The sequence below is a fragment of the Streptococcus sp. 959 genome (assembly GCF_013277075.1).
Taxonomy (GTDB): domain Bacteria; phylum Bacillota; class Bacilli; order Lactobacillales; family Streptococcaceae; genus Streptococcus; species Streptococcus pseudopneumoniae_C.
The window spans coordinates 15,722-34,724 of record NZ_VMMF01000018.1 but is presented as its reverse complement, the minus strand read 5'-3'; the positions used below and the strand labels follow the sequence as shown (position 1 = coordinate 34,724).

The 19,003-nt window shown below is 41.6% G+C and carries 15 protein-coding genes; 8 read left to right on the top strand and 7 right to left on the bottom strand.

Going from position 1 to position 19,003, the window contains the following annotated elements; genetic code table 11:
* Nucleotide 1: 1 nt before the first annotated feature.
* The 5 genes from HT717_RS07005 to HT717_RS06985 all read right to left on the bottom strand — a co-directional run bounded on the left by HT717_RS07005 (nucleotide 2) and on the right by HT717_RS06985 (nucleotide 5,578).
* Nucleotides 2–988, bottom strand: coding sequence for a LacI family DNA-binding transcriptional regulator (locus tag HT717_RS07005; protein WP_173304818.1), 987 nt, complete (start codon nucleotides 986–988; stop codon nucleotides 2–4).
* A 9-nt stretch (nucleotides 989–997) separates the two neighbouring features.
* A complete protein-coding gene (locus HT717_RS07000; RefSeq protein ID WP_173304816.1) occupies nucleotides 998–1,798 on the bottom strand; it encodes a DUF1189 domain-containing protein in 801 nt (266 codons plus the stop codon).
* Between the two features lie 261 nt (nucleotides 1,799–2,059).
* The gene (locus HT717_RS06995; protein ID WP_173304814.1) at nucleotides 2,060–2,902 is read right to left on the bottom strand and encodes a sugar ABC transporter permease; all 843 of its coding nucleotides are present in this window, start codon (nucleotides 2,900–2,902) and stop codon (nucleotides 2,060–2,062) included.
* Nucleotide 2,903: 1 nt separating this feature from the next.
* Nucleotides 2,904–4,196 (bottom strand): sugar ABC transporter permease, encoded by a 1,293-nt coding sequence (locus tag HT717_RS06990; protein WP_173304812.1) that lies wholly within the window; start codon nucleotides 4,194–4,196, stop codon nucleotides 2,904–2,906.
* A 110-nt stretch (nucleotides 4,197–4,306) separates the two neighbouring features.
* Nucleotides 4,307–5,578, bottom strand: a complete 1,272-nt coding sequence (locus HT717_RS06985; RefSeq protein ID WP_173304810.1) for an extracellular solute-binding protein — start codon at nucleotides 5,576–5,578, stop codon at nucleotides 4,307–4,309.
* Nucleotides 5,579–6,048: 470 nt separating this feature from the next.
* Between HT717_RS06985 and malQ the strand changes: the two genes are divergently transcribed.
* Nucleotides 6,049–7,566 carry a 4-alpha-glucanotransferase gene (gene malQ, locus HT717_RS06980; RefSeq protein WP_173304808.1) on the top strand — a complete coding sequence of 506 codons (1,518 nt, stop codon included), beginning with the start codon at nucleotides 6,049–6,051 and terminating at the stop codon, nucleotides 7,564–7,566.
* Between the two features lie 25 nt (nucleotides 7,567–7,591).
* A complete protein-coding gene (glgP, locus tag HT717_RS06975) occupies nucleotides 7,592–9,850 on the top strand; it encodes a glycogen/starch/alpha-glucan family phosphorylase (RefSeq protein ID WP_173304806.1) in 2,259 nt (752 codons plus the stop codon).
* Between the two features lie 62 nt (nucleotides 9,851–9,912).
* On the opposite strand, the gene HT717_RS06970 is transcribed toward glgP, so the two are convergent.
* Complete coding sequence (locus HT717_RS06970; protein ID WP_049539088.1) at nucleotides 9,913–10,761, bottom strand: putative RNA methyltransferase; 849 nt, start codon at nucleotides 10,759–10,761, stop codon at nucleotides 9,913–9,915.
* 53 nt (nucleotides 10,762–10,814) lie between these two features.
* On the bottom strand, nucleotides 10,815–12,071 hold the full coding sequence (tyrS, locus tag HT717_RS06965; RefSeq protein WP_049539090.1) for a tyrosine--tRNA ligase: 1,257 nt from the start codon (nucleotides 12,069–12,071) through the stop codon (nucleotides 10,815–10,817).
* Between the two features lie 141 nt (nucleotides 12,072–12,212).
* On the opposite strand from tyrS, the gene pbp1b reads away from it, so the two are divergent.
* The 6 genes from pbp1b (at nucleotide 12,213) to HT717_RS06935 (ending at nucleotide 19,000) form a co-directional block, all read left to right on the top strand.
* Nucleotides 12,213–14,669: a penicillin-binding protein PBP1B gene (gene pbp1b / locus HT717_RS06960; RefSeq protein WP_049539092.1), complete on the top strand. Its 2,457-nt coding sequence runs from the start codon at nucleotides 12,213–12,215 to the stop codon at nucleotides 14,667–14,669.
* A gap of 82 nt (nucleotides 14,670–14,751) precedes the next feature.
* On the top strand, nucleotides 14,752–15,663 hold the full coding sequence (locus HT717_RS06955) for a DMT family transporter (protein WP_049539114.1): 912 nt from the start codon (nucleotides 14,752–14,754) through the stop codon (nucleotides 15,661–15,663).
* 228 nt (nucleotides 15,664–15,891) lie between these two features.
* Nucleotides 15,892–16,590: a 2,3,4,5-tetrahydropyridine-2,6-dicarboxylate N-acetyltransferase gene (gene dapD / locus HT717_RS06950; RefSeq protein ID WP_000127460.1), complete on the top strand. Its 699-nt coding sequence runs from the start codon at nucleotides 15,892–15,894 to the stop codon at nucleotides 16,588–16,590.
* A 67-nt stretch (nucleotides 16,591–16,657) separates the two neighbouring features.
* The gene (locus HT717_RS06945) at nucleotides 16,658–17,788 is read left to right on the top strand and encodes an N-acetyldiaminopimelate deacetylase (RefSeq protein ID WP_049539094.1); all 1,131 of its coding nucleotides are present in this window, start codon (nucleotides 16,658–16,660) and stop codon (nucleotides 17,786–17,788) included.
* A gap of 11 nt (nucleotides 17,789–17,799) precedes the next feature.
* The gene (locus tag HT717_RS06940) at nucleotides 17,800–18,339 is read left to right on the top strand and encodes a 5-formyltetrahydrofolate cyclo-ligase (protein ID WP_000834334.1); all 540 of its coding nucleotides are present in this window, start codon (nucleotides 17,800–17,802) and stop codon (nucleotides 18,337–18,339) included.
* Nucleotides 18,323–19,000: a rhomboid family intramembrane serine protease gene (locus HT717_RS06935; protein ID WP_049539097.1), complete on the top strand. Its 678-nt coding sequence runs from the start codon at nucleotides 18,323–18,325 to the stop codon at nucleotides 18,998–19,000. Before HT717_RS06940 ends, HT717_RS06935 begins: the two co-directional genes overlap by 17 nt.
* The last annotated feature ends 3 nt before the right edge of the window (nucleotides 19,001–19,003 follow it).

Genomic DNA, 19,003 nt, shown 5'->3' with positions numbered 1-19,003 from the left:
TTTATTTTTCAACAATTCTGTGGGCGATCAACTGGCGGTAACAAATTTGTTTATTGTTTTTGTTATCATTAATAATCTGGAGAATGGTTTCAAGGGAAACACGACCAAGCTCTAAACTATTGATATCGACATAGGCTGCTAAGTTGAGCTTGGGATTGACCGAGTCAAAGCTGAGAACAGGGACATTCAGTTGGTACTTAGCAATATAGTCACAGACCCCTTCGGCTAGGAGACTATCGGTTGTGATGATAGCATCGATTTGTGGGTCATGCTGAAAGAGAAGTTGACTAAATTGATATCCTTTTTCCTCTAGAAATTCATTTGCAAAGTAGGTCAGATTGTCATCAAGAGGCAGTTTGTATTGCTTGAGCGCGGATTCGTAACCAGTTAGACGATCTTGTGTAACGAAGAGTTTCTTAGAACCTCCGATAAAGGCAATTCGTTTGCATCCTTTTTTAATGAAATATTCGGTTGCATCAAAACCAGCTTGGGCATTGTCATTATCGACAAGAGGGATAAAGGGTGAAATGGATTTTCCTAGAATGAGGAAGGGGAACTGCTCTTCAGCCACCAATTTGACCAAGGGATCTTCCTCTTCAGCATAAAGGAAAATCAAACCATCCACACGTTTACCGTAAACCATTTGTGAAATAGCTTTAAGGCGTTCTTTTTCATCTTTACCTGTTGCTATCTGGATGGCATAGTGGTTTTCAGATGCGACTTGAGAAATGCCACGTAGGACTGATGGAAAGAAAGGATTTTGATAGAAGGCATCTGAGTCGTCAGGAAGGACCAAGCCGATAACTTGGGTATAACTGCTTACCAAACTACGAGCGTTGAGGTTGGGGTGGTAATTGAGCTCCTTCATAGCCTTGCGAACGCGTTTTTTTGTTTCGTCGCTAATGGTTGATTTGTTTTGAATAACACGGGTTACGGTTGAAGGTGAAACACCAGCAGCCTTGGCCACATCTTTAATCGTAACGGGCATAAAAATCTCCTATTTATGGTAATCTGGATCACGGAAATGCGTTTTATAAAAGATAGTGACCAGATACAGAACAAAAAGAATGTTTTGTACAGTAATGAGAGTTGTCATATTTTGGCCAAAGAGTCCCAAAATAAGCGTAATCAGAGTTGGTAATCCTAAACAGTTCAAGATAAAATGGTAGCACTCTTTAAAGGTCCTAAATGAAAAGAGGCGTGATTTCTTAGTGATATAGAGGAGAAGACTAGCTCCTAGAGAGACGATAAAGAAATTCAAACCAAAGAGGAAGCTTGCACCGAGAACTAGGAAGAGACTGATATAGACACGATTCTGCTGGTACCAGTCTTTAGAAATTGCTTGGGTCAAGCTGTCCTTGCTTTTGAAACTCTCAGTCTCAATCGCTCGGTAAGAGACGCGGGTCAACTCTTTACTTTCCTTGCTGATGACCAGCTCATTCGTATCGAAATGCAGTTGCAAGTCCTTAGGTAATTCCTTGCTTTGACTTGGACCGATTAAAAGAGAAGGGGCTTGACTAGCTGTTCCTGTATAAGTAAATTTGCCATCAACAATTTTAGCATGTTCAGAGAGATCCTGGACAACCTCATCTGTCAATGGTTCATAGACATTATCGATAAAGGTTTCTAGCGGATAAGTCTCCTGCGAGCTGTTTTGAATAGCAATGGGTACCATAGACAAGCTGATAAGGAAGATACTGGTAAAGAGAAGCTGAAACCAGTTGAGTCCGAAACGTTTGGACAGGGGCTTACGAAATCCCCAAATACTTGAAAAATAGGAAAATGGATATGGAAGCATAGGTATCTTTCTAAAAGGTGTTTTCTATATGAGTATTATTATATAGAGAAATGTACTTTATTTCAAGTCTAGGGGGTAAATTGCTTGTTGTAAGGATATTACTTACAGTAACAATCGCTAATACTCAATGAAAATCAAAGAGAAAACTAGGAAGCTAGCCGTAGACTGTTCAAAGAACAGCTTTGAGGTTGCAGATAAAAGCTGATGTGGTTTGAAGAGATTTTCGAAGAGTATAAAATGAAAAAGGGTGGCGGGGATAAATTATCCCTTGTCGCCACCACTTGTAAGTCCTGAAACAAAGTTCTTTTGTAGGAAGAAGAAGAGAATACAGATTGGAAGGGCGATGAGGATAGCACCTGCTGAGAAGTAGGCAATCTTCAAGTTTTTCACATTGCTGACGAAGGTTTGGAGACCTACGGCAACAGTAAAGTATTCTTTCTCACGAAGCAAGAAACTAGAGAGGATGTAGTCCCCAAAAGGTCCCATGAAGGCCCAGAGAGCTTGTACGGCAACCATTGGGCGAACAAGTGGAAGAACAATTTGCCAGAAGCGGCGGAAGTGTCCTGCACCGTCTAGTTTTGCAGATTCGTCTAGAGACATTGGCACTGTATCGAAGTATCCTTTCATGAGCCAAGCATTCATCGGGATACCACCACCAACGTAGAGGAAGATGAGGAACCAGCTGTGGTTAAGGGCGTTCAACATAAGTGCCATAACGAAGAAGGCTGTCAAAGCGGCCATGGTTGGCACCATTTGGATAATCAAGAAGAAGACCAAACTTTGTTTACGAGCCAAGAAATTGTAACGGCTATAAGCATAACCAGCAAGTACGATAATACTTGTTTGAACAGCCATAGTAATTAAGGCGATAATCAAAGTGTTGAGGTACCAAGTACCGTACAAGGTTTCAGAGAAGAGCCCTTGGAAGTTAGCAAAACTAAAGTCGACGTTGCTATCTAGTTTAAAGGCTACTACGTTACCAGTCTTGAAGGCTGACATAATGGTAATCAAAAGTGGATAGATAATCACAATTGATAGACCAATCAGGTAAAGGTAAGTAAGGGTTTGAGTCAGTCTACGTTTGAGTTTGATTGAGTTATTCATCTTAGACGTCCTCCATATCAAATGCGTGTAGTTTCTTGAATGCGATCATAGAGATTGAGATGACAATGATAGAGATAATCAAGGTAACAGCTGCCGCCATAGAGTATTGAGGAGATGTACCTGTTGTCAAACGGTAAATCCATGAGATCAAGATATCGGTTGAACCAGCTCCACCACCGACACTACCAGGTCCTCCAGCGTTGAAGAGGTACATGATAGAGAAGTTGTTAAAGTTGAAGGTGTATTGGCTAATCAAAGTAGGTGCCGCAACGGCCAAGATCATTGGGAAAGTGATGTTGCGGAATTTTTGCCAAGCATTGGCACCGTCAATATAAGCTGCTTCGTAAAGGTCGTTAGGAATAGATTGCAAGATACCCAAAGTCAAAACGTAGATGTATGGGAATCCAAGCCAACCTTGCATCATAATCAAGGCAATCTTAGTCCAAGTTGGGTCTGTTTTCCAAGGAATAAGAGCACCATCAAGGAAAGGAAGGAATTTAGCTAAGATTGGCAATACTTGAGTGTTGATAGCACCAACACTATCATTAAACATGTTTGAGAATGTCAAGATAGTGATGAAGGCTGGGACAGCCCAAGGAAGAAGGAAAATAACACCAAAGATACGTTTTCCTTTGATAAATGGTTGGTTAGCAATGATAGCGGTGAAGATACCGATGACGATCTGTAAAGTTGAGGCAGCCAAAGCCCAGATGATGGTCCAAGAAAGAACGGCACCGAAGGCTGAACGGAAGGTACTCAAGCTCCAAATGTTTGTAAAGTTGGTCAAACCAACCCAGTCCAACAATTTGTTTGGTGGCAAGTGTTGGAAGTCATAGTTTGTGAAGGCGATCATCAAGGTTACGATAACTGGGAAGATAATCGCGAAGGTCATGGCAACATAAGATGGAATGATCAAGAGGTAAGGGAAGCCATTTTCATAAATCCCTTTGATCATGTCTTTGAAGGTACGTGGAACTGGAATTCCATTGTTAATGCGTTTTGCGATTGTATGTGCATCTTTGATATTTGCGAAATAAAAGAGTACATAAACGACTACAAAGATTAAATGGAAGGCACCACGAATCAGCATAAAGAGGGAATTGTCACGACCTTGTTTGTCACCAAGAGTGATGAGATTGCTCAATTCAGGGGATGCAAGTGCTAGGAAGTAGAGGACAAATACAAGGGTTACACCAAGGAAGATAAAACCTTTGGCCTTTTGTTTATTGTAAATCTGTCCTAACCCAGGAATGATAGACAGCAGGGCTGCTTTACTAGGTTGTTGCTTTTCCATAATAACTCCTTTCATAGGATACTGGTTTCTAGTTAAAACCTAAATTATATATGTTTTCTATTGATAAATTCAAAGGGGGATTTGAATTTCACCCCCCTTGAACAAATTTTTTATTCACCAAATTTTTGTTTGATTGTTTCTTTGATCAATGTTACAGCATCGTTAGCAGCTGTTTTAGCATCTTTCTTACCACTTACAGCATCAAAGAGCATGTTAGCAGCTGGTTCCCAAACTGCAGACATTTGAGAGATGTTTGGAATTGGTTGAGCGTTCTTGAACTGTTTGATAACAGCTGTTGTCAACTCATCGTTTTTACCTTCAGCGTATGAACGAGCTTCAGTGTTAGCTGGGATTTCGTTAGTTGCATCGTAGAAGGCTTTTTGTTGTTCAGTTGAAACAAGGAAGTCTACAAATTTTTGAGCAGCTTCAAGGTTCTTAGTGCTTGATGGGATAATCCAAGCTTTACCACCACCAAATGCTGCGTAGTCTTTTCCGTTTGGAAGAGTTGGGATAGTTGCAACACCGTAGTTTACTTTAGCATCTTTGAAAGCTTGAGCTTTCCAAGGTCCATCAATGATAGCAGCTGTTTTACCTTCTTGGAATTGAGTTTGAATCAAGTTTCCAGCAGCTGTACCATCTTGCATACCTTTAGGCCATTTTTCATACCAAGATTTAGCGTAGTTGATACCTGCGATAGAACCGTCGTTTGCAAGACCGATGTCTTTAGCGTCCTTACCGTTTTGTCCGAATACGTAAGCACCGTTACCAGCAAGAAGTCCGTATGCGTAGTAGAAGTTTGTCCAGTCAGCTAGGAAAGCAGAAGTTTTTCCATCTTCTCCAGCGAAGGCATATTTGCTATCTTTAGCAAGGTTTTCTAAGTCAGCAAAAGTTTTTGGAGCTTCTTTTACCAAGTCTTTGTTGTAGTACATAACAAGTGACTCGATAACGGCAGGAGCACCGTAAACTTTACCGTCAGCAGCTGTTACAAGAGATTTAGTTTTATCTTCTGTTTTAGCACCATCGCTCAATTTCACTTCTGAAAGTTGTCCGTCAGAACCAAGGCTACCCACACGGTCGTATGGTGCCATCATAACGTCAGCAGCTTGACCTGATTGGTTGTCAAGAGAAAGTTTGTCAAGACCACCAAGTTGGTCACCAGATTTGATGTTAACTTTTGTTTTTGATTCTTTTTCATAAGCTTTAGCAACTGTTTCAGCATAAGCTTTGTATTGGTCTTCGACGTAAAGAGTGATTTCTTTCGCTTCAGATGAACCAGTATCAGCAGCTTTTTCAGCAGGTTTGCTTCCACAAGCTACCAAAAGCAAGCTAGCAAGTGTAACAGTTCCAAGCACAGAAGCGCTCTTCATGAATTTAGATGACATAGTGTATTCCTCCTAAAGAATAACAAATTTTATAATGAGGAAACGCAAACGTTTTCCTTTACGGGACTAGTATAACATAAATAGAAAGCGGTTGCAAGTGTTTTTTGTAAAAAATTTTAAAAAATTGTAGAAAAAGGTAAACGCTTAATCATCATATAATAGTAGAAAATCCAAAAAATCGGTTTTGTTTCAAATTTAAAAAAAGTTGAGAAAACGATTGCTTAATTTACAAATGGAAAGCAGAGAGGATTCTCACTTTATTTTAATAAGATAAGTGAAACCCTTATTCCTATTTTGTTTCCTGAAAGGATATATATACGAGTAAGAAGAAAAAATTTTAAAAAAATAATCAAAAAATTTATTTAAAATCGCTTGCATTTATCAAGAAAATGAGCTATACTAGGTAATAGCGCAAACGTTTGCGTTCGTAAAAATGTAATATCTAACTATAAACACATGAGGTGCTTATTATGAAAAAACGTCAAAGTGGTGTGTTGATGCACATTTCTTCTCTTCCAGGAGCTTACGGAATCGGATCATTTGGTAAAAGTGCTTACGACTTCGTTGATTTTTTGGTTCGCACAAAACAACGTTACTGGCAAATCCTTCCACTAGGAACAACTAGTTACGGAGACTCTCCTTACCAATCTTTCTCAGCCTTCGCAGGGAACACTCATTTTATCGATTTAGATATCTTGGTTGAACAAGGCTTGTTGCAAGCAAGTGACCTTGAAGGGGTTGACTTTGGTAGCGATGCGTCTGAAGTTGACTATGCGAAAATCTACTATGCACGTCGTCCTCTTTTAGAAAAAGCGGTAAAACGTTTCTTGGAAGTAGGAGATGTTAAAGATTTTGAGAAATTTGCTCAAGACAACCAATCATGGCTTGAACTCTTTGCAGAATATATGGCTATCAAAGAGCATTTTGACAATCTTGCTTGGACTGAATGGCCAGATGCAGATGTTCGTGCTCGTAAAGCTTCAGCACTTGAAAGCTACCGTGAGCAATTGGCAGACAAGTTGGTTTACCACCGTGTGACTCAATATTTCTTCTTCCAACAATGGTTGAAATTGAAAGCTTACGCTAACGACAACCACATCGAAATCGTTGGGGACATGCCAATCTACGTAGCGGAAGATTCAAGCGATATGTGGGCAAATCCACATCTCTTCAAGACAGATGTCAACGGTAAGGCGACTTGCATCGCAGGATGCCCACCAGATGAGTTTTCTGCAACTGGTCAGCTTTGGGGTAACCCAATTTATGACTGGGAAGCAATGGACAAAGATGGTTACAAATGGTGGATTGAACGCTTGCGTGAAAGCTTCAAAATCTACGATATCGTTCGTATCGACCACTTCCGTGGTTTTGAATCTTACTGGGAAATCCCTGCTGGTTCCGATACAGCAGCACCTGGTGAATGGGTCAAAGGTCCTGGCTACAAGCTCTTTGCAGCCGTTAAGGAAGAACTTGGTGAGCTAAACATCATCGCTGAAGACCTTGGTTTCATGACAGACGAAGTTATCGAATTGCGTGAACGTACTGGCTTCCCAGGAATGAAGATTCTTCAATTTGCCTTCAACCCAGAAGACGAAAGCATCGATAGCCCACACTTGGCACCTGCTAACTCAGTAATGTACACAGGAACACACGATAACAATACGGTTCTTGGTTGGTACCGTAACGAGATCGACGATGCGACTCGTGAATACATGGCTCGCTACACTAACCGTAAAGAATACGAAACAGTGCCACATGCTATGCTTCGTACCGTCTTTTCATCAGTTAGCTTCATGGCAATTGCGACTATGCAAGATTTGCTAGAATTAGATGAGGTAGCTCGTATGAACTTCCCATCTACCCTTGGTGGAAACTGGTCTTGGCGTATGACTGAAGATCAATTGACACCAGCTGTCGAGGAAGGCTTGCTTGACTTGACAACAATCTATCGCCGAATCAATGAAAATTTGGTAGATTTAAAGAAATAATACAATATCAGGAGACACCTTAAACATGTTATCACTACAAGAATTTGTACAAAATCGTTACAATAAAACCATTGCAGAATGTAGCAATGAAGAGCTTTACCTTGCTCTTCTTAACTACAGCAAGCTTGCAAGTAGCAAAAAACCAGTTAACACTGGTAAGAAAAAAGTTTACTACATCTCAGCTGAGTTTTTGATTGGTAAACTTTTGTCAAATAACTTAATCAACCTTGGTCTTTACGACGATGTTAAAAAAGAACTTGCTGACGCAGGTAAAGAGTTGATCGAAATCGAAGAAGTAGAATTGGAACCATCACTTGGTAATGGTGGTTTGGGACGTTTGGCAGCCTGCTTTATCGACTCAATCGCTACACTTGGATTGAACGGTGACGGTGTTGGTTTGAACTACCACTTTGGTCTTTTCCAACAAGTTCTTAAAAACAACCAACAAGAAACAATTCCAAATGCATGGTTGACAGAGCAAAACTGGTTGGTTCGCTCAAGCCGTAGCTACCAAGTGCCATTTGCTCACTTCACATTGACATCAACTCTTTACGATATCGATGTACCTGGTTACAAGACAGAAACGAAGAACCGCTTGCGTTTGTTTGACTTGGATTCAGTTGATTCTTCTATCATTAAAGACGGTATCAACTTTGATAAAACAGACATCGCTCGCAACTTGACTCTTTTCCTTTACCCAGATGATAGTGACCGTCAAGGTGAATTGCTCCGTATCTTCCAACAATACTTCATGGTTTCAAATGGTGCGCAATTGATCATCGACGAAGCAATCGAAAAAGGAAGCAACTTGCATGACCTTGCTGACTACGCAGTTGTACAAATCAACGATACTCACCCATCAATGGTTATCCCTGAGTTGATTCGTCTTTTGACTGCTCGTGGTATCGAACTTGACGAAGCAATCTCAATCGTTCGTAGCATGACTGCCTACACTAACCACACAATCCTTGCTGAAGCCCTTGAAAAATGGCCACTTGAATTCTTGCAAGAAGTGGTTCCTCACTTGGTACCAATCATCGAAGAATTGGACCGCCGTGTGAAAGCAGAATACAAAGATCCAGCTGTTCAAATCATCGATGAGAGCGGACGTGTTCACATGGCTCACATGGATATCCACTACGGATACAGTGTTAACGGGGTTGCAGCACTTCATACTGAAATCTTGAAGAACTCTGAATTGAAAGCTTTCTACGACCTTTACCCAGAAAAATTCAACAACAAAACAAACGGTATCACTTTCCGTCGTTGGCTCATGCATGCTAACCCAAGCTTGTCTCACTACTTGGATGAGATTCTTGGAGAAGGTTGGCACCATGAAGCAGATGAGCTTGAAAAACTCTTGTCTTACGAAGACAAAGCAGCTGTCAAAGAAAAATTGGAAAGCATCAAGGCTCACAATAAACGTAAATTGGCTCGTCACTTGAAAGAACACCAAGGTGTAGAAATCAATCCAAACTCTATCTTTGACATCCAAATCAAACGTCTTCACGAGTACAAACGCCAACAAATGAACGCTTTGTACGTAATCCACAAATACCTTGACATCAAAGCTGGTAACATCCCTGCTCGCCCAATCACAATCTTCTTTGGTGGTAAAGCAGCTCCAGCCTACACAATCGCTCAAGACATCATCCACTTGATCCTTTGCATGTCAGAAGTTATTGCTAACGATCCAGCAGTAGCTCCACACTTGCAAGTAGTTATGGTTGAAAACTACAACGTTACTGCAGCAAGCTTCCTTATCCCAGCATGTGATATCTCAGAACAAATCTCACTTGCTTCTAAAGAAGCTTCAGGTACTGGTAACATGAAATTCATGTTGAACGGAGCTTTGACTCTTGGTACTATGGACGGTGCTAACGTGGAAATCGCTGAGTTGGTTGGCGACGAAAACATCTACATCTTCGGTGAAGATTCAGAAACTGTTATCGACCTTTACGCAAAAGCGGCATACAAATCAAGCGAATTCTACGCTCGTGAAGCTATCAAACCATTGGTTGACTTCATCGTTAGCGATGCAGTTCTTGCAGCTGGAAACAAAGAGCGCTTGGAACGTCTTTACAATGAATTGATCAACAAAGACTGGTTCATGACTCTTCTTGACTTGGAAGACTATATCAAGGTTAAAGAACAAATGTTGGCTGACTACGAAGACCGTGACGCATGGTTGGATAAAGTCATCGTTAACATTTCTAAAGCAGGATTCTTCTCATCTGACCGTACAATCGCTCAGTACAACGAAGATATCTGGCACTTGAACTAATAATTACATAATTTAAACCCGTACCTTGAAGGTGCGGGTTTTGTATTATCTAAAAAATTTATTTACAGTGCTTTTCCGACCAGAATCTCCGCTTCGATGGTAATTTCTGTCAGTTGGCTCCAGTCAATCTTGCTCTGGTCAACGTGAAAGAGTAAGGGAGTCATGCTGAGTAGGGCTTGGAGCTGCTCTGCTGTGATAGTCTTAGTTAGAGAAGCTGTTTGGTTAGATAGGATGGTAAAGTGTTCTTGGAAATGATTTTTGATATCTTGGTTAGAATAATCTTTGTTTGTCAGCTGGTCCTGTACCCTTTGACGGATTTCCTTGAGGTGATTTTCAGTTGGGATGACCTTTATCAAGATACCGTCTTTGGATAAAACGCGACGAAATTCTCCATAGTTGGCAGGTGAAAAAATATCAAGCAGAATATCCATGCTGGCGTCTTTTATAGGAAGACGAGCCAGGTCGCCAACGAACCAATTGACTGCCCAGTTAGGTTCGCTCTTGGCAGCAATTTGGACGGAATCTTTGGAGATGTCAAAGGCATAGAAGGTTTTGTCAGGATGATTTTCCTGGAGTTTTCGAGAATAGAAGCCTTCGCCACATCCAATATCCAAAATTGTTTCGGTATTTTCTGAACTTGCAAGTAAATCAGAAATTGCATCTAAAATAGCCTGATAAAAGCCAGCTTCTAGGATTTGCTGACGGTTTTGAAAGTTTTCCTTGTCGTAGTTGGCAGATTGCTTGATTTGAGGAGCCAGATTGACATAGCCGAATTTTGCTAGGTCAAAAGAATGGCGATTGTTACATTTGAGACTACCCTCTACCAGAGTTAGATTTTCTTGGCAGATAGGGCAGGCAAAGGCAGTCGCAGAAGCGAAGCGCTGAAGTTTGGGTTTGAGGTTTGTATTCATAGTTTAAGTCTAGCAAAAAAAGGACTGGATGGCAAATGCCTCCAGTCTTCTTTTTAATATGTAAGAACAAAGTATTTTTTCTTACCACGACGGATAACAGTCAGTTCGTTTTCTAACTTATCTGCATCACTCAAGACATAGTCAAGGTCTTGGATACGGTCGCCATTTACGTAGATAGCTCCATTTTGGACATCTTCACGGGCTTGGCGTTTTGAGTTAACCATACCAGATGAAACAAGGAGTTCCACGATATTGTGGTTTTCATCTGCTTGAACTTGGTAGTTTGGTACTCCACGAAGTCCTTGTTTGAGTTCTTTGACAGAAAGGTTTTTGATGTTTCCTGCAAAGAGTTGCTCAGTGATGTTGAGGGCTTCTTTGTAGGCTTCTTCGCCGTGAACAAGTGTGACAACTTCACGAGCCAAGACTTTTTGAGCCAAGCGTTCGTGTGGCGCAGCCTCAAACTGTTTGCGGATGTCTTCAATCTCATCAAGTGATAAGAAAGTAAAGATTTTCAAGAAGCGAACAGCGTCAGCGTCCATGACATTCATCCAGAATTGGTACATTTCGTATGGAGAAGTCTTTTCAGGATTGAGCCAGACTGCGTTTCCTTCTGATTTACCAAATTTCTTACCAGTTGCATCTGTAATCAATGGAACAGTGATAACGTGACCGGTCTTGTCAGCTTTACGACGAAGCAATTCGGTACCAGCAGTCATATTTCCCCACTGGTCAGAACCACCGATTTGTAGCGTTACATTGTGGTCCTGGTTAAGGACGAAGAAGTCGTAACCTTGCATGATTTGGTAAGCAAACTCAGTGTAAGAAATTCCTGTTTCGATCCGTTTTTTCACAGACTCTTTGCTCATCATATAGTTGACAGTGAAGTATTTGCCGATATCACGGAGGAAGTCAATGAAGCTGATGCTGCCAAACCAGTCGTAGTTGTTGACCATGACAGCTTTATTTTCACCATTTTCAAAGTCAAGAAAACGAGAAAGTTGTCCTTGGATAGACTTGACCCAGCCATCTACTGTGTCTTTTGTTTGGAGACTACGTTCAGCATCTTTGAAGGACGGATCTCCGATGAGACCTGTAGCACCGCCAACGAGCGCATAAGGTTTGTGACCTGCTAGCTGCAAGCGACGACTTGTCAAGATTGCGACAAGGTGGCCTAGGTGAAGGCTGTCAGCAGTTGGATCGTAGCCAGTATAATAAGAAACTTGACCTTCTTCTAGGGCTTTACGCAAAGCTTCTTCATCAGTCGTTTGAAAAATCAAACCACGCTCTTTTAGCTCATCAAAAATGTGCATATGTCTTTTCTCCTTTTTAAAATTATTGTTTCTAACTATTGTATCACAAACTTGGGCAATAGCCTAGTAGAATAGGGAAGAAAGTGGCTATTTTATTGAAAGTGTACCTTTTATGGTATAATGAATAGAGTGAGGAAATCCATGCAAAATCAATTAAAGAGAAAAGTGCTGGCATTTTTCCAGCAAGTAAAATTAAACATAAATCATAAAAAATCAGAGAAAGTCTTAGAAGCGAAGAAGTCGGATGGAACAGGTGGGAAGTTCCTGCCTATCTTAGGTAGCATTTTGGCTGCTATCAAGGGAGTTTTGAATACCCTCTTTATTCTAGGCTTTATCGGTGGGCTTTTTGGTGCTGGTGTAGCTCTTGGTTATGGAGTTGCCTTGTTTGATAAGGCTAAGGTTCCGCCAGCGGAGGATTTAGTAAAGCAGGTTAAGAATGTTTCTTCAATCTCAGAAATTGTTTATGCAGATGGGAGTGTCATTGCTTCTATAGAGAGTGACTTACTGAGAACTTCTGTTTCATCTGAGGAAATATCGGACAATCTCAAAAAGGCTATCGTTGCAACTGAGGACGAACATTTTCTTGAACATAAAGGGGTTGTGCCTAAGGCTGTGATTCGGGCGACTTTGGGGACCTTTGCAGGTTTGGGTTCATCTAGTGGAGGCTCTACCTTAACCCAACAGTTAATCAAGCAGCAAGTCGTTGGAGATGCTCCGACTTTGGCTCGTAAGGCTACAGAAATTGTGGATGCACTTGCGCTAGAACGAACGATGAGTAAGGATGAAATTTTGGTTACTTATCTTAATATTGCTCCTTTTGGCCGAAATAATAAGGGACAGAATATTGCAGGTGCTCAGCAGGCAGCAGAGGGTATTTTTGGTGTAGATGCTAGTCAGTTGACTGTTCCTCAAGCAGCATTTTTAGCAGGACTACCGCAAAGTCCTATTATCTATTCTCCCTATGAAAATACGGGTGCTATTAAGAGCGATGAAGATTTAGAACTAGGCTTGAAGCGGGCCAAGGATGTTCTTTATAATATGTATCGTACGGGATCCTTAACAAAGGAAGAATACAATCAGTATAAGGATTACAATATCAAACAAGATTTTTTGCCATCAGGTTCTGTTAATGTTGTTTCAAGAGATTACCTTTACTATACTGCTATGGCTGAAGCGATAGACCGGATGTACGATTATTTGGTCCAACAAGATAATGTTCCCAGTCAAGAGCTGAAAAATGAAGCTATTCAGAAGGCGTATCGTAAACGAGCTGAGCAAGAATTAAGTACAGGTGGTTATAAGATTATGACTACTATTAATAAAAAAGTTCATACTGCCATGCAGAATGCAGTAGCCAGATATGGGTCTCTACTAGATGATGGAACAGGTCGTGTAGAAGTAGGGAATGTCTTGATGGACAACCAAACAGGTGCTATCCTAGGCTTTGTAGGTGGTCGCAATTATCAAGAAAATCAAAACAATCATGCCTTTGACACCAAGCGCTCACCAGCTTCCACTACCAAGCCCTTGCTGGCCTACGGGATCGCTATTGACCAGGGCTTGATGGGAAGTGAGACGATTCTGTCTAACTATCCAACAAACTTTGCCAATGGCAACCCGATTATGTATGCTAATAGCAAGGGGACAGGAATGATGACCTTGGGAGAAGCCTTGAACTATTCATGGAATATCCCGGCTTACTGGACCTATCGTATGCTCCGTGAAAAGGGTGTTGATGTCAAAGGTTATATGGAAAAGATGGGTTACGAGATTCCTGAGTATGGTATTGAGAGCCTGCCAATGGGTGGTGGTATTGAAGTCACAGTTGCCCAGCATACCAATGGCTATCAGACCTTGGCAAATAACGGAGTTTATCATCAGAAACATGTGATTTCTAAAATTGAAGCATCAGATGGTAGAGTGGTATATGAGTATCAAGATAAACCGGTTCAAGTCTATTCAAAAGCTACTGCGACAATTATGCAGGGCTTGTTGCGAGAAGTTCTATCCTCTCGTGTGACAACAACCTTTAAACCGAATTTAACTTCTTTAAATTCGACATTAGCTAATGCAGATTGGATTGGGAAGACTGGTACAACCAACCAAGACGAAAATATGTGGCTTATGCTTTCTACTCCTAAATTAACTTTAGGTGGTTGGATTGGGCATGATGATAATCATTCATTATCTCGTAGAGCAGGCTATTCTAATAATTCTAATTATATGGCTCACTTGGTTAATGCTATCCAAGAGTCTGAACCTGGAATTTGGGGGACCGAGCGCTTTGCTTTAGATTCTAGTGTAGTGAAATCGGAAGTCTTGAAATCAACAGGTCAAAAACCAGGTAAGGTTTCTGTTGAAGGAAAAGAGGTAGATGTCACAGGTTCGACTGTTACCAGCTATTGGGCTAATAAGGCAGGAGCGCCAGCGACCAGTTATCTCTTTGCTATTGGTGGAAGTGATGCGGATTATAAGAATGCTTGGTCTAGTATCGTGGGGAGTCTACCAACTCCATCAAGCTCCAGCAGTTCAAGTAATAGCTCTAGTGACAGTAGTAACTCAAGTGCTACACGATCTTCTTCAAGGACAAGACGATAAGTTCTATGAACTATGCTAAATGAAGTGGCCAATCAATGGATTGCCACTTTTTTCTTTTTCCCTTTCGTGTTACAATAAAGATATGAATCAGTATCAGAAAAAGATTGTTAAAGGAACCATTTACTCTCTCCTATCCGGCTTGATATGGGGAATCTGTGGGATTTTAGGAGAGTATTTCTTTACTCATTATCAGGTGTCCTCTGGTTGGATTACCTCTATGCGTTTGACGCTAGCAGGGAGTCTTGTGCTCATTTGGTCTGTAATGCAAGTAAAATCACAAGTGTTAGATATCTGGCGAGACAAGAAAAATTACCTGCCCTTTTTGGCCTATGCTATTTTGGGAATTTTCTCAGTTCAGTATTTTTTCTATCTCTGTGTAGAATATTCAAATGCTGCGACAGCAACTATTTTACAGTTTATCAGTCCTGTCTTTATCCTCTTTTATAATCGTTTGGTTTATAAAAAACGAGCGTCAAAAAGCGCTATTTTCTATGTTCTGATTGCTATGCTGGGTGTGTGCTTGATGGCGACAAAGGGAGATCTCTCTCAGTTATCCATGACGCCACTAGCCCTTATAACAGGTCTGTTGAGTGCTATGGGGGTTATGTTTAATGTTATCTTGCCCCAACCTTTCGCGAAGCGCTATGGTTTTGTACCCACGGTTGGGTGGGGGATGATTTTGGCAGGTTTATTTAGCAATGTCCTTTCGCCGGTTTATCAGCTTTCCTTTACTCTTGATATTTGGAGTATCTTGATTTGCCTCATTATTGCTTTCTTTGGGACGGCTTTTGCCTTTTTCATTTCCATGAAGGCTGTGTCCTTGGTTTCTCCCTTGGTAGTTTCTGTTATTAGTGCCAGTGAACCTCTCTCTTCTGCCCTTTTGAGTGTTTTATTTTTAGGCTTGGTAGTGGATTGGTCCCTTCTTCTAGCTATGGCCCTGATTATTTTACCCATGATTTTCCTATCGGTAGAAGAAGCGAAAGAAAGTAAATAAAAAGTCTTTTCTTAATTCTAAAAGTGTGCTATACTAGAATAGTCAATAAAACACGGGGAGATAGTTGTGAAGAGTGTTTTTAGGTTGTATCGGTAGGGGCTTGCTTTTACCGACAGCACGTTTTATCTCACATCCCTAAAAATCATACCTAAAAACAAACAAAAAGGCTTCAAATTTGAGGCCTTTTTTGGTAGAATAGGTATCATTAAAATGAACTAGGAGGCGCCTATGACTGCCACAAAAATGAACGCACAAGAAATTATCCAATTTATCGCCAATGCTGAAAAGAAAACCAGTGTGAAAGTAACCTTTGAGGGACAACTCGCAACTGCTGTACCAAGCTCTGTTGTCAAACTAGGGAATGTCCTATTTGGAGACTGGAAGGACGTGGCTCCGCTTCTCGATGGCTTGGTAGAAAATCAAGACTATGTTGTTGAACAAGATGCTCGTAATTCTGCAGTTCCTTTGCTAGACAAACGTGCTATCAACGCTCGTATCGAGCCAGGTGCTATTATCCGTGATCAGGTTGAAATTGGTGACAATGCTGTTATCATGATGGGAGCCGTTATCAATATCGGTGCTGAAATCGGTGCAGGAACCATGATTGACATGGGGGCAATCCTTGGTGGCCGTGCTATTGTTGGAAAAAACAGTCACGTTGGTGCAGGTGCCGTTCTTGCAGGTGTGATTGAGCCAGCTAGCGCAGAACCAGTCCGTGTTGGAGATAATGTTCTTATCGGCGCTAATGCAGTGGTTATCGAAGGAGTCCAAATCGGTAGTGGTTCAGTTGTTGCAGCAGGAGCTATTGTTACACAAGATGTCCCAGAAAACGTGGTGGTAGCAGGTGTTCCAGCTCGCATTATCAAAGAGATTGATGCCCAAACCCAACAAAAAACAGCGCTAGAAGATGCGCTTCGTACCTTATAATTGTAAAAGAAAAATAGAGGCGGAACCCTTCTTCCAGCCTCTTTCTGCTATATCGGAGGATAGATAGATGTTAGATTTGATTCAGACTAGACGAGATTTGCACCAGATTCCAGAGATTGGCTTGGAGGAGTTCAAGACTCATGCTTATTTGCTGGATGTGATTGAGAAATTGACTGCGGGTAGGGAGTTTGTTCAAGTTCGTACTTGGCGGACAGGTATTTTGGTCTATTTGCAGGGAAGTCAGCCAGAGCGTACCATTGGTTGGCGGACAGATATTGATGGTTTGCCTATCGTTGAACAAACAGGATTTCCTTTCGCTTCTCAGCACCAAGGTCGTATGCATGCTTGTGGACATGATTTCCACATGACCATTGCCTTGGGCTGTCTTGAGCGCGCCCTTGAGGAGCAACCAAAGAACAATCTGCTCTTTCTGTTTCAACCTGCTGAAGAAAATGAAGCTGGTGGCATGCTCATGTATGAGGATGGCGCTTTTGGAGACTGGTTGCCAGACCAGTTTTATGGCCTCCATGTTCGACCAGATTTGAAGGTTGGACAGATTGCGACCAATACTCATACACTCTTTGCAGGGACTTGCGAGGTGAAGATCCGTTTCAAAGGAAAAGGAGGACACGCAGCCTTTCCGCATGAAGCAAATGACGCCTTGGTAGCTGCTAGTTACTTTGTGACCCAGGTGCAGTCGGTGGTCAGCCGCAATGTCAACCCAATCGAGGGAGCGGTGGTGACCTTTGGAGTTTTCCAAGCTGGAACAACCAACAATGTTATCACAGATACAGCCTTTTTGCATGGAACTATTCGGGCCTTGACACAGGACATAAGTCTCTTGGTGCAAAAGCGGGTCAAAACAGTTGCAGAAGGAGTTGCATCTGCCTTCGATATGGAAGTCGAAGTGGAACTCAAACAAGGGGGCTACTTGCCTGTTGAGAACAATCCAGTCTTGGCACGTGAACTGATGGACTTCTTTGAAGAAAAAGACGGAATCGAGTTGATTGATATAGAGCCTGCTATGACAGGCGAGGACTTTGGTTATCTCCTTTCGAAGGTAGATGGCGTTATGTTCTGGCTAGGTATCGATAGTCCCTACGCCCTTCATCACCCTCAGATGAGTCCCAAGGAAGAAGCCTTAGCCATTGGGGTGGATGCGGTTTCTAGTTTCCTGAAAAAGAAGGCAGCAGAGTAGAGGATTTGTCTATGAAATCGGAATTACGCAAGCAAGTCTTGCAAGAAATGAAGGCTATACCTAGAAAGCAAAAACAGGCTATAGACCAAGCTTTAACAGAAGGACTTTTACAACACCCCTTTTACCAAGAAGCTAAGATCATCGCAACCTACCTCTCTTTTCCTCATGAGTTTCAAACGCAGGAACTGATTGAGCAGGCGCTGAGGGATGGTAAGAAAGTTTTGATACCTAAAACCTATCCCAAGGGGCGCATGGACTTTGTAGTCTATGATCCGCAGCAGTTGGTAAAAACTTCCTTTGGATTACTGGAGCCACAGGGAGATTTGGAAGTGGTGGATGCCTCTCAGATTGATTTGATTCATGTTCCTGGCTTGGCTTTTACGACGGAAGGATATCGGATTGGATACGGTGGAGGTTATTATGATCGCTATCTGAAACATTTTTCTGGTCATACTTTGAGTACGATTTATCCTTGTCAAATTCAGGACTTTATCCCTGAAAACCATGATATTCCTGTTCAGGAGGTTCTGATTGATGAAGGAAATCTTTGATAGACGTTACCCTGTGACGAGTTTCTTCCTTTTAGTGACGGCCTTGGTATTTCTACTAATGTTGGTGACTACAGGTGGAAACTTTGACAGGGCAGACACCCTATTTCGATTTGGAGCCATGTATGGGCCAGCTATTCGCCTCTTTCCTGAGCAGGTTTGGCGTCTCTTCTCTGCTATTTTTGTTCATATTGGGTGGGAGCATTTCATTGTCAATATGCTTTCGCTTTATTATCTTGGTAGGCAGGTAGAGGAAATTTTCGGTTCTAAGCAGTTTTTCTTTCTCTATCTCTTATCAGGAATGATGGGTAATCTCTTTGTTTTTGTATTTAGTCCCAAATCCTTAGAAGCAGGAGCCTCTACTTCTCTTTATGGGCTTTTTGCCGCGATTATCATTCTTCGCTATGCTACGCGTAATCCTTATATCCAACAGCTAGGACAGTCTTATTTGACACTTTTTGTGATTAACATTATTGGAAGTGTTCTGATTCCCGGCATTAGCCTAGCTGGTCATGTTGGCGGTGCAGTAGGAGGGGCCTTTTTAGCAGTTATCTTTCCAGTTCGAGGTGAAAGACGGATGTATAGCTCTAGTCAGAGATTAGGAGCGGTAGTCTTGTTTGTAGGACTCGCAGTTTTGCTTTTCTACAAGGGAATGGGGTTGTGACGA

Coding starts and splice junctions, on each gene's coding strand:
- HT717_RS06955 (WP_049539114.1), top strand. CDS start 14,752: ATGAATCAGTATCAGAAAAAGATTGTTAAAGGAACCATTTACTCTCTC.
- glgP (WP_173304806.1), top strand. CDS start 7,592: ATGTTATCACTACAAGAATTTGTACAAAATCGTTACAATAAAACCATT.
- HT717_RS06990 (WP_173304812.1), bottom strand. CDS start 4,196: ATGGAAAAGCAACAACCTAGTAAAGCAGCCCTGCTGTCTATCATTCCT.
- malQ (WP_173304808.1), top strand. CDS start 6,049: ATGAAAAAACGTCAAAGTGGTGTGTTGATGCACATTTCTTCTCTTCCA.
- HT717_RS06985 (WP_173304810.1), bottom strand. CDS start 5,578: ATGTCATCTAAATTCATGAAGAGCGCTTCTGTGCTTGGAACTGTTACA.
- HT717_RS07005 (WP_173304818.1), bottom strand. CDS start 988: ATGCCCGTTACGATTAAAGATGTGGCCAAGGCTGCTGGTGTTTCACCT.
- HT717_RS06995 (WP_173304814.1), bottom strand. CDS start 2,902: ATGAATAACTCAATCAAACTCAAACGTAGACTGACTCAAACCCTTACT.
- HT717_RS06935 (WP_049539097.1), top strand. CDS start 18,323: ATGAAGGAAATCTTTGATAGACGTTACCCTGTGACGAGTTTCTTCCTT.
- HT717_RS06970 (WP_049539088.1), bottom strand. CDS start 10,761: ATGAATACAAACCTCAAACCCAAACTTCAGCGCTTCGCTTCTGCGACT.
- pbp1b (WP_049539092.1), top strand. CDS start 12,213: ATGCAAAATCAATTAAAGAGAAAAGTGCTGGCATTTTTCCAGCAAGTA.
- dapD (WP_000127460.1), top strand. CDS start 15,892: ATGACTGCCACAAAAATGAACGCACAAGAAATTATCCAATTTATCGCC.
- HT717_RS07000 (WP_173304816.1), bottom strand. CDS start 1,798: ATGCTTCCATATCCATTTTCCTATTTTTCAAGTATTTGGGGATTTCGT.
- tyrS (WP_049539090.1), bottom strand. CDS start 12,071: ATGCACATTTTTGATGAGCTAAAAGAGCGTGGTTTGATTTTTCAAACG.
- HT717_RS06945 (WP_049539094.1), top strand. CDS start 16,658: ATGTTAGATTTGATTCAGACTAGACGAGATTTGCACCAGATTCCAGAG.
- HT717_RS06940 (WP_000834334.1), top strand. CDS start 17,800: ATGAAATCGGAATTACGCAAGCAAGTCTTGCAAGAAATGAAGGCTATA.